Consider the following 14622-nt stretch of genomic DNA (forward strand, 5'->3'; position numbering starts at 1 on the left):
GGCGGCCACCGCCCGTCAGACGCAGACCGTGCCGGCGAGCGGGAGCTGACCTTTCGTCAGGTAGCTGTCGACGGCGCTCTCGACGCAGGTGCTGCCCTGGTGGTAGGCGGTGTGCCCGTCGCCGTCCCAGGTGAGGAGCCGCCCGGAGGAGAGCTCCCGGGCGAGCGCCTGTGCCCACGGGTACGGGGTGGCCGGGTCGCGGAGGGTGCCCACGACCAGGATCGGTGCGGCGCCGGCCGCGGTGATCGGCCGCGCCGGCTGGTCAGGGCGGACGGGCCAATGGGTGCACATCGGCAGGGTCCCGGCGTAGTACTCGGCGAACTGCGGTGCTTCGCGGCGGAATTCGGGCAGCGCCGCCTTCGCCTGCGCGACGGTCGACCACGTGCCCAGGGTGGAGCTCAGGCACGACACCGCGTAGTACGACTGGTCGCCCGGATCGGTTTCCTCGTCCACGCCGAGGAGTGCCTGTATGGCCGTGGTGTCACCGGCCCGCACCCCCTCCAGCGCGGCGCGCAACGCCTCCCAGGCGGGGGCCCGCAGACCGAGGACGACCGCGCTGAGGAGGGAGTCCCCCGAGACGGTGATGTCCTTGCCCTGCCGCAGGGGGGTGCGGTTCAGCGTGGCCACCAGGGTGTCGAGGATGCGGCCGGCCTCCTGGACCGAGCGGCCCACGGGACAGTCGGGCCGGGTGGCACACTCCGCGGCGAAGGACTTCCAGGCGACCTCGTAGCCCCGGGCCTGGCCGATGGTGAAGTCGTACCCGTCGAGGGCGGGGTCGACGGCGCCGTCGAGGACCATGCGGCCGACGCGGGAGGGGAAGCGCTCGGCGTAGGTGGCGCCCAGGTAGGTGCCGTAGGAGAAGCCCAGGTAGTGGAGCCGCTCGTCGCCCAGCACGGCACGTACGACGTCCATGTCGCGGGCGGCGTCCACGGTGCCCACGTGCGGCAGCAACCGCCCCGCGTGCCGGCCGCACTCGGCCGCGAGCTCCGCGTAGCCCGCGGCCGAGGCGTCGATGTCCGCCCTGCGCGCGCCGGGGTCCGCGGCGGCCACGGGGGTGTCCGCGGCGCAGTCCACCAGGGTGCTGGCGCCGACACCGCGCGGATCGACCGCCACCAGGTCGTACGCGGCGCGCACCGCGGGGGAGAAGGAGTCCACGTTGCCGAGCAGGTAGGCGATCGCGGACGAGCCCGGTCCGCCGGGGTTCATCTGCAGCGAGCCGACGCGTGCGGCGCCGTTCCCGGTGGCCCTCTGGCGTATGGCGGCCAGGGTGATGTCGCCCCCCTCGGGGTGGTCGTAGTCCAGCGGCACCGTGATGGTGGCGCACTGGAAGGACGGCACCGCGGCGCAGGCCTTCCAGCCCGGTTTCTGCCCGTAGTAGCGGGCCAGGTCCGCCGGTGCGGCGGTGGCGGCGCCCCCGGCGGGTGCCCAGGCCGGCGTCTGCCGGAGGTCGCCCGCCGCGCACGCGGTGAGCAGCAGCCCGCAGCTGCCGAGCACGGCGATGAAGCCGTGGAGCCTGCGTCGGGGTGCGTTCATGGCCACGCCTTTCTGTGCGCCGCGCGGATCGCGGGGCGGGTGGTCGCGTCAGTGGCAGATCGCGCCGGTGGGCGGGAGCAGACCGCGCAACAGGTAGTCGTCGACGGCCGTGTCGACGCAGCGGATGCCGCGCTGGTACGCGGTGTGCCCGTCGCCGTCCCAGGTCAGGAGCCGCCCGGAGGAGAGCTGGGCGGCCAGTGCCCGGGCCTGGTCGTAGGGGGTGGCGGGGTCGCGGGTGGTGCCGATCACGAGGATCGGCCCGGCGCCCCGGGCGCTGACGCGCCGCGGGAGCTGCGTGGGCCGCGTCGGCCAGTGGGCGCACGTCGACAGGTCCTCGTTGTAGAACGCCCCGAACTGGGGCGAGGCCCGCAGGAATTCGGGCAGCGCCGCGAGCGTCTGGGCGGGGGTGGACCGCGATTCGAGCGCGGAACTCAGGCAGTTGACCGCCGTCATGGACTCGTCACCGGACGCGGTGTCGTCCTCGGAGCCCACGAGCTCCCGCAGCACGGTGGTGTCACCCGACGTCACCCCGTCCAGCACCGCGCGCAGCGTCTCCCAGTCGGGCGCGCGCAATGCGGTGACGACCGTGCCGAGCAGCGTCTCGCCGTCGAGGCGACCCTCCTTGCCCTGCCGCACCGGGGCGCGGTCGAGGGCGGCCACGAGGGAGTCCAGCGTGCGGCCCGCCTCCTTGACGGAGTGGCCGACCGGGCAGTGCCTGCGGCGGGCGCAGTCGGCGGCGAAGGACTCCCAGGCGATCTGGTACCCGCGGGCCTGGTTGAGGTAGGCGTGGTAGCCGTCCATGGCCGGGTCGACCGCGCCGTCCAGGACGACCCGGCCGACGCGGGAGGGGAAGAGCTCGGCGTAGGTGGCTCCCAGGTAGGTGCCGTACGAGAAGCCGAGGAAGTGCAGGCGGTCCTCGCCCAGCGCGGCGCGTACGACGTCCATGTCCCGGGCCGCGTCGAGGGTGCCGACGTGCGGCAGCAGCCGCCCGGCGTGCCGCACGCAGTCCGCGGCGACCTCCGCGTGGTAGGCGGCCCACGTGTTGATGACCGTGGCCTCGTCCGAGGGGATCGCCCCGCGCGTCCCGGCGCCCGGGGGCGTGGCGGAGCCGCAGTCCACCGGCGAGCTGTGGCCGACGCCGCGCGGGTCGACAGCGACCAGGTCGTACGCGGCGCGCAGGGCGGGGGAGTACCGGTCGGCGTAGGCCCGCAGGTCGTCGATGGCGGACAGACCGGGGCCGCCGGGGTTGATCTGGAGTGCGCCGATGCGGGCGGCGCCGTGACCGCGGGCCTGCCTGCGGATCGCGGCCAGGGAGAGGTCACCCGACCCCGGGTGCGCGTAGTCCCGCGGCACCTTGAGCCTCGTGCACTGGAACGACCGGTCCCGGCAGGGCAGCCAGCGCAACTCCTGCGTGTAGTAGGGCCGCAGGTCCACGCGGATCGCGTCGTCCGCCGCGCTCGCGGAGGCCCCGGCGGGAGTGGGTGCGGCGGTCCTGCGCGTGTGCGTCGCGGCGGTGCAGGTGGCGAGCAGCAGCCCGAAGGCGACCAGTACGGCGAGTGCGCAGAGCAGTCCGCGCCCGGGTATTCGGCCGGTGGCCGGGACAGCTTTCATCGCCACGCCTTCGTTTCCGCCCGTTGCGAGACGCGGGGCTGGTCGGCATCGGTGAGCGGCCGCGGGGGCGGGCCCGGGCGCCGCGTCCCGGCAGGGAGCGGCCGCGCCGTCCCCCCACCCTTCGCTGCGTAACCAGGTCATCACAGATCGTGCACGGGGGATCGCCGAGCTGGGCCGAACGCGTGAACCCGCCGTGCCACCCCTGTGCCGGCGCGCACCACAAGCACCCGTACGCTCCCGCAAGTTGACCGGTATCGCTCTGGCCCCCCGGACCGGGCCGCGGCTAGCGTCCGCGGGTGCCCTCACCCATGCGCACCACCCACCCCCGTACCGACGGCATCCGCATACGGACGACCTCCCTGGTGGCGACCGTGATCGCCGCCCTCGCCGCCGTCCTCCTCCCCGTGGCCACCGTGCAGGCCGCCTCCGCCGGCGGGACCGTCCGGCACGGACTGAGCCGGCCGGACTACTCGTACGCCGACGCGATCCGCGAGGCGGTCTGGGTCGAGACGGGCCGCGACGACGACGGCGACGGCCGCACCGACCGGGTCGCCGCCGACATCGTGCGGCCCCGCGAGCTCGCGGCCGCCGGCCGCAAGGTGCCGGTGATCATGGACGCGAGTCCCTACTACTCGTGCTGCGGACGCGGCAACGAGAGCCAGTTGAAGACCTACGACGACCAGGGCCGCATGGTCCAGGCCCCGTTGTACTACGACAACTACTTCGTCCCTCGCGGCTACGCCGTCGTCCTGGTCGACCTTGCCGGCACCAACCGCTCCGACGGCTGCGTGGACGTCGGCGGCCCCTCCGACATCGGCTCGGCCAAGGCGGTGATCGACTGGCTGAACGGCCGGGCCAAGGGCTACACCTCCCGTACCGGCTCCCGGCCCGCGAGCGCCCGCTGGTCCACCGGCGACGTCGGCATGATCGGCAAGAGCTGGGACGGGACGATCGCCAACGGCGTCGCCGCGACCGGGGTGCGCGGCCTGCGCACGATCGTGCCGATCAGCGCCATCAGCTCCTGGTACGACTACTACTTCCAGCAGGGCGCCGCCCTCTACGACTCCGGCCCCGACTGGCTGTCGGACTACGTCGAGAGCCCGGCCGCCCGCGCCCGCTGCGCCGCGGTGCAGCAGCGCATCGTGGACGGGGCGCCGCGCAGCGGGGACCGGACCGCGTTCTGGAGCGAACGCGACTACACCAAGGACGCCGGCAAGGTCCGCGCCAGCGTCTTCGCCGTCCACGGCATGCAGGACCTCAACGTCCGCACCAAGCACTTCGGCCAGTGGTGGAGCGCGCTCGCCGCGCACGGCGTGGAGCGCAAGGTGTGGCTGTCGCAGACCGGCCACGTCGACCCCTTCGACTTCCGGCGCGAGGCATGGGTGTCCACCCTGCACCGCTGGTTCGACCACTACCTGCTGGGCGTCCGCAACGGCGTGGAGCGCGAGCCCGGCGCCGACGTCGAACGTTCCCCCGACCACTGGACGACCGACCGCTCCTGGCCCCCCGCCGGCACCGGACCGGCCCGGCTGGGCCTGCGGCCCGGCACCACCCCGGGCCTGGGCACCCTCGGGCCCGTCCCGGCCGCGCCCGGCAGCACGGCGGCCTTCACCGACGCGCCGCAGGAGTGGGAGGAGGACTGGGCCGCCGGCGCGGACACCCCGAGCGCCTCCCGGGCCGTCTTCACCACCGGCACCCTCACCCGCGACCTGCGGCTGTCCGGCAGCGGCACGGTCACCCTCACCGCGTCCTCCTCGACCACCAGCGCCCACCTCTCCGCGGTCCTGGTCGACCTCGGGCCGGACACCGTCCGGGACTTCCTGGGCGCCAAGGAGGGCATCGCCGACCTGGCCACGCGCTCGTGCTGGGGCGAGAGCACGGCGGGCGACAGCGCCTGCTTCCGCGACACCGCGGCCGACACCGCCGACGTCGCCCACACCGTGGTGAGCCGCGGCTGGGCCGACCTCGGGCACACCACGTCCGCATGGCACGGGCGTCCGCTCGTCCCGGGCCGCGCCTACACGGCCACCGTCACCCTGGGCGCCACCGACCACGTCGTACCCGCCGGGCACCGGCTCGCGCTGATCGTCGCGGGCACCGACGCGGGACTGGTCGAGCCCCCCGGCACCACCCCCACCGTCACCCTCGACCTGGCCCGCTCGCATGCCCTGCTGCCGCTCGTCGGCGGAGCGCGCGGCCTCGCCGCCACGACCCCGCACGCCTCCGTCGCGCGCCGCGCCGCGGACGTCCCGGCGGCCCCGCCCCGCACCGCCCGCACGGTCCCCGCGGGGCGCTGACCCAGGCCCTGCCCGTCCGCCCTCACGCATGACGAGGGCGGGCGGGTAGTGTCAGCGGGTCAGCGATAGTTGTACAAGGAAGCAACAGCACCCGTGGACAGCACCAAGAAGACCGCCGACGACGCCCCGGCGGACGATCCCACCGCGGACCGCGGCGCGGAGCCCGAGCCCGGCATACCCGGCAGCCGCACCCGCTGGCGCCGCTGGCTCATGGACACCCGCCCCCTGCGCCACCCCGCCTACCGCCGCCTGTGGAGCTCCACCACCGTGACCGCCGTGGGCAGCCAGCTCACCGCGGTCGCCGTGCCCAAGCAGATCTACGACATCACCGGCTCGTCCGCGTGGGTCGGCTACGCGAGCATCGCCGGGCTGGTCCCACTGGTGGTCTTCGCCCTGTGGGGCGGGGCCGTCGCCGACAGCGTGGACCGCCGCAAGCTGATGCTGTACACCAACATCGGCATCGCCGTCACCTCCCTGCTGTTCTGGGTGCAGGCCTTCGCGGGCGCCCACTCCGTCTGGCTGCTCATGGTGCTGCTCGCCGCGCAGCAGGCGGCGGCCGGCATGAACGCCCCCGCCCGCAGCGCCGCCATCGCCCGCCTGGTCCCGCCGGCGGAACTGCCCGCGGCCATGGCGCTCGGCTCCACGGTCATGCAGACCGGGCTGGTCGTGGGGCCGCTGCTCGCGGGTGTGCTCATCCCCGTCATCGGCCTGCCCGACCTCTACCTGATCGACGCGATCGCCCTCACCGCGACCGTGTGGGCGGTGTGGCGGCTGCCCGCGCTGCCGCCGCTGGAGGCCAACGGCGCCCCCGTCGCCCGGCGCGGCGGCTGGCGCGAGGTCGGCGCCGGCTTCCGCTACATCACGGCCCAGCGCATCCTGCTGATGTCCTTCCTCGCCGACATCGTCGCCATGGTCTTCGGCATGCCGCGCGCCCTGTTCCCCCAGCTCGCCGACACCACCTACGCCCCCTGGGGCGAGGGCTTCGCGCTCGGCCTGCTGTTCGCCGCCATCCCCATCGGCGCGGTCGCCGGCGGGCTGTTCTCCGGCACCTTCTCCCGCTCGAAGCGGCACGGTCTGATGGTTGTCATCGCCGTCTGCGGCTGGGGCGCCGCGATCGCCGGACTCGGACTGAGCGGCAGCCTGTGGTGGGCGGCGGCCTTCCTGGCGCTGGCCGGATTCGCCGACATGGTCTCGATGGTGTTCCGCAGCGCGATCCTGCAGTCGGTCGCGACGGACGACATGCGCGGCCGCATGCAGGGCGTGTTCACGGTCGTCGTCGCGGGCGGTCCCCGGGTGGCCGACCTCCTGCACGGCACGGGCGGCTCCGCGTTCGGGACGCGTACCGCGGTCACCGCGGGCGGTGTGCTCGTCGTGGTCGCGATGCTCGGCCTGGCGGCGGCGTTCCCCGCGTTCACCCGCTACCGGGGTGCCTGAGCCGTTGGGGTGCCGAGCGCCCCGGGCCCGCTGTGGCGGATTCCGGCGGCGACCCGGCCGCCGCCCCGTCCCGGTCGGGCACACGGGGGGCGGGGGCACGTCCGCGAGGTTCCGGGCGGCGCGCCGGGCCTGATCGTACCGGTTTGGTACGCCGCGAAGTCGTCCGGGGTACCCCGTGTCGCCCCGTGCGGGTTGTTTGTGCCTGCGGCGGGCGGTTTCCCCGCCCGCCCTCCCTCCCCCAGCCTTCGGCCGGGGGTGCCCCCACCTCCCCCGCCCCCTCCCTATCGCGGGCAACCAACGACCGGTGGGGGGTCAGAAGGCGGTCCGGGGTCGCCCCGAGTGCCTTACTGAACCCCCACCGGCCGTTAGTAGTCGCCCCGCACAACAGGAGGGGGTGTGGCGGGGTGCGCCCATGGGGGTCCCCCCGGCCGAAGGCTGGGGGAGACGAGCGGCGAACGCGGTGCCGAACGATGTTGGGGTAAACCGCGAGCGTTGAGGACGTGCGCCGGCGCGGCACCGACCCCACACGTACGCAGCGCAGGCCCGCACCAACCGCGCCGGGCAATCGGGAGGGCGGGCGGGGGAGAAACCGCAACCACAACCACAGCCGCGCCGCACACACCCACGCGGGGACGCGGATTGCGCCCCCCGGGTGAACGCGTGCGCCGATCAGCCCAGTGACCCACGGGGTTCCGGTGCCCGCCCGGTTAAGAGTGGGGGGTACGCATCCGGAGGAGCAACGCATGCCGCATGCCGCAGCGGGACCCCCCCGTCGGGCCCCCGCAGGGCCCGCAGCGGGACGTCCCCGTCGGGCCCCCGCAGGGGCCGCAGGGGCCGCAGGGGCCGCGGTCGGGCTTTTCGCGGCACTGGTGTGCCTGCTCCACGCGTTGTGCGCGCCGGGAGCCGCGGCACTGCAGCCCCTGGAGCGGACGGCGGCCGTCGCCGTCGCCGCCGCCACGGACGAACCCGGCAAGCAGATGCACCACCCCCCGGCGAGCGTCGGGCGGCGCACCGTCCCGCAGGCGGGCCCCCAGCAGCGTGCCGGGACCGTCCAGGGGCACGCCGCCGACATCGTCCACGACACCTGCCCCCCGGATCCCGTGGGCGCCGCGCTCCGCGGTCCCGCCCGGCACGTCGCCCCCGCGGGCAGACCCGACCACCTGCACCTCGTCCTGCGCTGCTGACCGCGCCCGGCCGTCGCCGCCCGCGCGGCGGCCCGCAGCCATGCCCGTCAGCAGGACGACAACCGCAGGAGGAACCCCACCATGCCCGTGGACATCTACGCAGCCCTGGGCGCGATCGTGCGCGCCGAGGCGGTCCGCGACCGCGAGCGGCCGGTCGCCGCCGACCGGCCGGAGACCGCCCCCGAACGGACGACGGCGCCGGACGCGGCCCCGCAGGAACCGAGGGAACTGACCGAACGCCACCACGAGTGACGCCCCGGCGGTCGCGCCCTGCCCGGTGCCGGGCGGGGCGCGCCGTACGGGGGAACCGCGGCGCGTGATGCCGCGTTTACCCCAGTGAGTGCGGCACGCGCCGCAGACGGAGGCGGGAAGATGTCCAATCGCGCGAAGGTCGCCGTTGGCGGCGTGACTGTCGGCCTGATCCTGCTGTGGGTCCTGCCGACGTGGCTGGCCCTGCTGGTCATCGTGGGCGTCCCCGTGGCCGCCTACCTCACCTTGGACCCCTCCCAGCGGCGCAGGCTGCGCCGGGGCGGCAGGCGCCAGATCGGCAGGTGACGGGGCGCGGGGCGCGGTCGGGGCTCAGGTGACGGAGCCCGCGGCGGCGCCCGTCCTGAGGTCGGGGCCCCAGCGGTCCAGCGCCGCCTGCAGGTCGAGCGGGCGCGGGCCGCTGAGTTCCTGCTGCGTGGGCCAGTCCTCGCGGGGGACGCGCCACATGACCTCGAACTCGTTCCCGTCGGGGTCCTTGGCGTACAGCGACTTCGACACGAGGTGGTCGCTGGAGCCGACCAGGGCGCCCCGTTCGGTGAGCAGCTGCGCGGTGTCGGCCAGTTCGCGGAGCGTGCCGACCTCCCAGGCCAGGTGGTACAGCCCGACGCGGCCCTGCTCGGGGCCGGGCGCGTCCGGGCCGATGGCGAACAGCCCGAGGTCGTGGTCGTTGAGCGTGTCCTCGGCGCTGAGGAAGGCGGCGCGGCCGGGGATCTCCACGTCGACCTCGAAGCCGAAGACGGCGGTGTAGAACTCGACGGACCGCGTGACGTCACGGATGTAGAGCACGGCGTGGTTCAGACGGCGAACAGGCATGGCTCCAGGTTACGCGGTCATCATTGAAAGTTCAATGAATATGGTCGTTAGAATGATCGCGCGATCGACCGACCGAGGGGAACAGGGTGAGCATGACCGCGACCGTCACCGCCGTCAGCCGCGACGAGGGACACCACTTCAGCAAGCCCACCCACGACAGGATCCGGCTGCTGACCGGGCTCGGCGTGGAGGGCGACGCCCACCTCGGGGTGACGGTGCAGCACCGGTCGCGGGTGGCCCAGGACCCGACGCAGCCCAATCTGCGCCAAGTCCACCTCATCCACGGCGAGCTCCACGACGAGCTGCTCACGGCCGGCTTCGAGGTCGCCCCGGGCGAGCTCGGCGAGAACGTCACCACGCGTGGCGTCGACCTGCTGGGCCTGCCCGTCGGGACGCGGCTGCGGCTCGGCGCGGAGGCCGTCGTCGAGGTGACCGGTCTGCGCAACCCCTGCCTGCAGATCGACGGCTTCCGGCAGGGCCTGCTCAAGCAGGTCGTCGGCCGGGACGAGCACGGCGCCGTCGTCCGCAAGGGCGGGATCATGGGCGTGGTGCTGCACGGCGGAGAGGTGCGGCCCGGCGACCCGATCGCCGTCGAGCTCCCCGAAGGGCCGCACCGTCCGCTCGAGCGGGTCTGACCTCAGGACAGCGCGCAGGAGTTGATCACGTCCCCGCTCGCCGGCCGGGGCACCGTGCGGTCCGCGGGCGGTGTCCGGCCCCGCTCCACCCATGAGGTCAGCGCGTCGAACGCGGCCCGGTAGCAGGGCAGGATCGGGCGCAGCCGGTCCGGATACGTGTCGTACAGGCCGTCGACGTGGTTGCCGCCCTCGATCGTGTAGTACCGGTGCAGCACGCCCCGGCCCGCGGAGTCGATCATGCGCGCGTAGACGTCCGAGTCGGTCGCGATCGGCAGCAGCGTGTCCAGGGTGCCGTGCAGGGTGATCATCGGCTTGCCGATGCGCCCGGTGAGCGACACCCGGCCGACGGCACGGTGCACGGCGGCCGGGCGCGCCGCGTAGTCGTAGTCGGCGTCCGAGGCGCAGGGCGCCAGGATCTCCGGCACGGTCGCACCCGCGCTCGCGCCCGGGCAGGCGGGGTCGTAGGAGGGGTCGAACTCGGCGCGGTACACCTTCTGGGTCAGGCCCCAGTAAGCCTGCTGGTGGTAGGCCCACAGGAACTGCGAGCCGGGCGCGAACCCGGCCGCCAGCAGGTCGGCGTCGGTGGCCCGGCCCTGGGCGCGGGCCACCGTGACCGGCAGCGAGGTCAGCAGGTTGGGACCGTCCGCCGTCCAGAGCGTGCCCTCCCAGTCCACGCCGCCGTCGTAGAGCGCCGGGTGGTGCTCCAGCTGCCAGCGGGTGAGGTAGCCCCCGTTGGAGATGCCGGTCATGTACGTACGGTGCGGCGCGCGGCCGTAGCGGGAGGCCACCGCCGCCTTCGCGGCCACCGTGAGCTGGGTCGTGCGCCGGTTCCACTCGGCCATCGCGTCACCCGGGCGGCGGCCGTCGGTGTAGAAGTCCGGCCCGCTGTTGCCCTTGTCGGTGGAGGCGAAGGCGTAGCCCTGGGCGATCGCCCAGTCGGAGATCAGGACGTCGAGCGAGTACTGCTTGCGGGTGCCGGGCGCGCCGGTGACGATCAGGCCGCCGTTCCAGCGGTCCGGCAGCCGCAGCACGAACTGGGCGTCGTGCTGCCAGCCGTGCGTGGTGTTGAAGCCCGAGGTGTCGGGGAAGTAGCCGTCGACCTGTACGCCCGGCACGCCGGACGGGCGGGTGGTGCCGGCCGCCGCCAGGCCCGCCTGGTCGGCGGTGTCGGTGTACGTGGTGCCCGCCAGCGCGGTGGTCGTCATGTCGGGCAGGCAGGCCTTCTGCTGGTGCTCGGCGCCGGGCACGGTGACCCGGGCCAGCCGGGCGCAGTGCCCTGCCGTACCCGCGGCCGCCTCCGCACCGGCGGGGACCGCGGCGGCGCCGAGCGCGAGCACGGCGGCGGCGAGCAGGGGGACGCCTCTCCAGGGGCGCATGGGGAGCCTCCATTTGCACGTCGGGGATGGCTGCCGCCACATCGTGGCCGCCCGCACCCGGCGCGACCATGGCGTCGCCCCACGCCCGTACCGCCCGGCTCATGGGGCCGCGTGACATGCGTCACCGCCAGGGACGACGCTGCGCAGTACCCTTGGCCCATGCTCTTGCTCGTGCGCCGCCGTCATGTGGACTTCGTCCGCGTCACGAGCATGTCCTGTCGCCGCAGCGGCTGACCCCACCCCGCCCTTTCCTCCCACTCGGCCCCGCGACGCCGCCCCACCAGGGCGCGTCGCGCAGCGCCCGGTCATCGCCGGCGTGCCGGGTCCTCACCCTGCGGACACCACACCATGACGCTCCAGCTTCCCGTGATCGACCTCTCCGCCGCGGACCGCGGCCCCCAGGCACGCGCCCGGCTCCACCGCGAACTGCACTCCGCCGCCCACGAGGTCGGCTTCTTCCAGCTCACCGGCCACGGCGTGACCGCCGAGGAGACCGCCGCCCTGATGCGGGCGATCCGCGCGTTCTTCGCCCTGCCCGAGGCCGACCGGCTCGCCATCGGCAACCTGAACTCCCCGCACTTCCGCGGCTACACCCGCACCGGCGACGAGCGCACCGGCGGCAGCCAGGACTGGCGCGACCAGCTCGACATCGGCGCCGAGCGCCCGCAGCACGTCCCGGCCGCCGGCGAGCCCCCGTACTGGTGGCTGGAGGGCCCCAACCAGTGGCCCGCCGACCTGCCCGAGCTCCGCGAGCTCTCCCTGGCCTGGATCGACCGGCTCAGCCGTGTCGCCCACCGGCTGCTGCACGAACTGCTCGCCGCCATCGGCGCCCCCGAGGACTTCTACGACGAGGCCTTCGCCGACGTGCCGCACCTGCACCTGAAGCTCGTGCGCTACCCCGGCACCGCCCCCACCGGCGGCGACCAGGGCGTCGGCGCGCACAAGGACTACGGCTTCCTCACCCTGCTGCTCCAGGACGAGGTCGGCGGCCTGCAGGTGGAACGCTCCGACGGCCGCTTCCACGACGTGCCGCCGCTGCCCGGCGCCTTCGTCGTCAACCTGGGCGAGCTGCTGGAGGTCGCCACCGACGGCTACCTCAAGGCCACCAACCACCGCGTGGTCAGCCCGGCCGGCGCCCGCGAGCGCTACTCCGTGCCCTTCTTCTACAACCCCCGCCTCGACGCTCGCGTGGCCCCGCTGCCGTTCGAGCACGTCCACCGCGCGCCCGGCGCCACCCGGGACCCGGCCAACCCGCTCTTCTCCGAGTACGGCCGCAACGAGCTCAAGGGCTGGCTCCGCGCCCACCCCGAGGTCGCCCGCAAGCACCATCCGGAGCTCGTCGCGGCGGCGGCCGTACCCACCGGCTGAGACGCGCGGCCCGCGCCGCCCGCGGTTACCGTGCCTGCATGGGCACGGCTCCGACCGAGGACGGCACACTGCGGATCGGCGCACCGCCACGCTGGCTGCGCGTGCTCCCGGTCGCCCTGCTCGGCGTGCTGATCCTGGCCCAGGGCGTCACCCCCGGCGACGTCGAGCTCGGCGCCTACTACGCGGCGGTGGCCCCGCTCGCCGCGCTCACCTACGGCGTGCCGGGCACCGCGGTCCTGGCCGCGGCCGTCGTGGTCGTCATGGAGCTCCCCGTGGTGGGCTCGGGGACGTTCGTCGGCGCCGAACTGGGCGCCGTCGTCCTCATCGGCGCCCTCAGCGTGGTCATCTCCGCGGTGCAGCAGCGGTTCCGGGGCCGCCTGGTGCTGGCCCGGTCGGTGGCCGAGGCGGCGCAGCTCGCCGTCCTCGCCCCGGTGCCCGGCACCGTGGGGGAGGTGCGCTGCGCCGCCCTGTACCGGGCCGCGCAGCGCGGCACCCTGGTGGGCGGCGACCTGTACGACGTGCGGACCGGGCCCTACGGCGTACGGGCGCTGGTCGCCGACGTCCAAGGGCACGGCCTCGCCGCGGTCGGCACGGTCGCGGGGCTGCTCGGCGCCTTCCGCGAGGCCGTGCTCGACCAGCGGGAGCTGCGCGGTGTGGCGGGGCGCCTGGAACGGCGGCTCTGTCTGGACGCCGCCGGGAACAGCGAGTTGTTCGCCACCGCCCTGCTGCTGGAGTTCCCCGCCGACGGGTCATGGGTACGGCTGGTCTGCCAGGGGCATCCGCCCGCGCTGCTGCTGCGCGGCCGCGAGGTGCGGGAGCTGGAGTGCGATCCCGGTCCCCCGCTCGGGGCCGGGCCGCCGGGACAGGCACCGGCCCCGCTGTCGGTGGTGTCCTTGCTGCCGGGGGACGTGATCCTCGCGTACACCGACGGCGTCACCGAGGCGCGCGACGCCTCGGGCACCTTCTACCCGCTCGCCGAACGTCTCGCCGCCCGGCTGGCGGAGGGCGCCGGCCTCTCCCCGGAGGCGGTCGTCGACGCGGTCTGGGAGGACCTGCACCGGTACGCGGGCGCGGTGGGCGACGACGTCGCCCTGCTGGCGCTGGCGCCCCGCTGACGCGGGCAGGCCGTCAGCCCTTGCTCTTCGCGGCGCGCAGCGGGGGGCGGCCCTGCAGCCGGGCGGCCTCGGTGCGGATCTCCGGGAGCTTGGCGTACAGCTCCTTGCCGGGACAGTCGGTCATGTAGGCGTCGCGGTGGCCCGCGATGACGTGGAAGACCGCCTGCTTGCCCTTTTTGAAGCGGCTCTTGCTGCTGCTTGACACCAGGGCGACCTCGCCCCGGGGATCGATGTCGGACAGCCCGAGCTTCCAGGCGGCGATCCGGGCGATCGCCTCGGTCATCGCCTGCGGCACGCTGCCCTTGGCGTCGTAGGTGCCGATCGCGGCGATGCCCATGGTGTCCTTGTTGAAGCCGATCGAGTGGGCCCCGGTGACGGGGCGGTCGGAGCCGCCGGCGCGCCCCTCGTAGATCGTGCCGCACTTGTCCACGAAGAAGTTGTAGGCGACGTCGTCCCAGTGGCGGCTCTGGATGTGGCCGGAGTAGATGTCGCGGATGATCCGGGGTACGTCCGCGCACTTGTAGTCGTTGCCGCTGTCGGTGTGGTGCAGGAACACCGCCTTGACCGTGGTGCTGTAGTGCGGGGGCTCGGTGCGCAGCGACTCGTCGGCCCCCCAGCTCTTGCGCGGGACGATGGCGGGCTCGTGGGCCGGGTAGAGCGGGACGCGTTGCAGCCTGGCCCGGGCGGCCAGGTCGGGGAAGGGCATGAGCTGCGGGCTCGGTGCGGGGCGGGCGTGCACCGAGGGCGGGTCGGTGTGGATGATCGCGGTGTGCACCCCGAGGGCGGCCACGGCGACGACACCGGCCGTCCCCGCGGCGGTCGCCCAGACACGTGCGGCACGCCGCGGACGTCCGGCCGCGCGGCGGCGCGCGTGCTTGGCCGCACGGTGTGAACCCATGAAATGAACATCAGCTCATATGACCGGATCACGTGGGGAGGACACGCCGGGCGGCCCGGAGACCTCACCCGGATGCCCTCCCCACCCCTTC

Annotated in this window: 13 protein-coding genes; 8 read left to right on the plus strand and 5 right to left on the minus strand. The window is 74.6% G+C overall.

From position 1 onward, the window contains the following. Positions 1–15: 15 nt before the first annotated feature. On the minus strand, positions 16–1533 hold the full coding sequence (locus AC1VWI_RS37175; RefSeq protein ID WP_499515424.1) for an alpha/beta hydrolase: 1518 nt from the start codon (positions 1531–1533) through the stop codon (positions 16–18). Between the two features lie 48 nt (positions 1534–1581). Continuing rightward, positions 1582–3144 (minus strand): alpha/beta hydrolase, encoded by a 1563-nt coding sequence (locus AC1VWI_RS37180; RefSeq protein ID WP_499515425.1) that lies wholly within the window; start codon positions 3142–3144, stop codon positions 1582–1584. Between the two features lie 308 nt (positions 3145–3452). Here AC1VWI_RS37180 and AC1VWI_RS37185 point away from each other — a divergent pair, with 308 nt between their 5' ends. From AC1VWI_RS37185 to AC1VWI_RS37205, 5 genes are all read left to right on the plus strand, one after another. Further along, a complete protein-coding gene (locus tag AC1VWI_RS37185; protein ID WP_499517004.1) occupies positions 3453–5441 on the plus strand; it encodes a Xaa-Pro dipeptidyl-peptidase in 1989 nt (662 codons plus the stop codon). Positions 5442–5534: 93 nt separating this feature from the next. Next, positions 5535–6875 (plus strand): MFS transporter, encoded by a 1341-nt coding sequence (locus AC1VWI_RS37190; protein WP_499515426.1) that lies wholly within the window; start codon positions 5535–5537, stop codon positions 6873–6875. An 869-nt stretch (positions 6876–7744) separates the two neighbouring features. Continuing rightward, on the plus strand, positions 7745–8059 hold the full coding sequence (locus AC1VWI_RS37195; RefSeq protein WP_499515427.1) for a hypothetical protein: 315 nt from the start codon (positions 7745–7747) through the stop codon (positions 8057–8059). Positions 8060–8140: 81 nt separating this feature from the next. After that, positions 8141–8311, plus strand: coding sequence for a hypothetical protein (locus tag AC1VWI_RS37200; protein ID WP_499515428.1), 171 nt, complete (start codon positions 8141–8143; stop codon positions 8309–8311). A gap of 120 nt (positions 8312–8431) precedes the next feature. Further along, positions 8432–8614: a tail-anchor membrane protein gene (locus tag AC1VWI_RS37205; protein ID WP_499515429.1), complete on the plus strand. Its 183-nt coding sequence runs from the start codon at positions 8432–8434 to the stop codon at positions 8612–8614. Between the two features lie 24 nt (positions 8615–8638). On the opposite strand, the gene AC1VWI_RS37210 is transcribed toward AC1VWI_RS37205, so the two are convergent. Next, positions 8639–9139 (minus strand): VOC family protein, encoded by a 501-nt coding sequence (locus tag AC1VWI_RS37210; RefSeq protein WP_499515430.1) that lies wholly within the window; start codon positions 9137–9139, stop codon positions 8639–8641. 92 nt (positions 9140–9231) lie between these two features. On the opposite strand from AC1VWI_RS37210, the gene AC1VWI_RS37215 reads away from it, so the two are divergent. After that, positions 9232–9774 carry an MOSC domain-containing protein gene (locus AC1VWI_RS37215; RefSeq protein WP_499515431.1) on the plus strand — a complete coding sequence of 181 codons (543 nt, stop codon included), beginning with the start codon at positions 9232–9234 and terminating at the stop codon, positions 9772–9774. Positions 9775–9776: 2 nt separating this feature from the next. Here AC1VWI_RS37215 and AC1VWI_RS37220 read toward each other — a convergent pair whose 3' ends face one another. Further along, positions 9777–11150 (minus strand): tannase/feruloyl esterase family alpha/beta hydrolase, encoded by a 1374-nt coding sequence (locus AC1VWI_RS37220; protein ID WP_499515432.1) that lies wholly within the window; start codon positions 11148–11150, stop codon positions 9777–9779. Between the two features lie 348 nt (positions 11151–11498). On the opposite strand from AC1VWI_RS37220, the gene AC1VWI_RS37225 reads away from it, so the two are divergent. Continuing rightward, on the plus strand, positions 11499–12518 hold the full coding sequence (locus AC1VWI_RS37225; protein ID WP_499515433.1) for an isopenicillin N synthase family dioxygenase: 1020 nt from the start codon (positions 11499–11501) through the stop codon (positions 12516–12518). A gap of 38 nt (positions 12519–12556) precedes the next feature. Next, positions 12557–13633 (plus strand): PP2C family protein-serine/threonine phosphatase, encoded by a 1077-nt coding sequence (locus AC1VWI_RS37230; protein ID WP_499515434.1) that lies wholly within the window; start codon positions 12557–12559, stop codon positions 13631–13633. Positions 13634–13646: 13 nt separating this feature from the next. On the opposite strand, the gene AC1VWI_RS37235 is transcribed toward AC1VWI_RS37230, so the two are convergent. Further along, positions 13647–14531: a peptidoglycan recognition protein family protein gene (locus AC1VWI_RS37235; protein WP_499515435.1), complete on the minus strand. Its 885-nt coding sequence runs from the start codon at positions 14529–14531 to the stop codon at positions 13647–13649. Positions 14532–14622: the final 91 nt, after the last annotated feature.

Source organism: Streptomyces sp. TOM-9 (assembly GCF_056858595.1).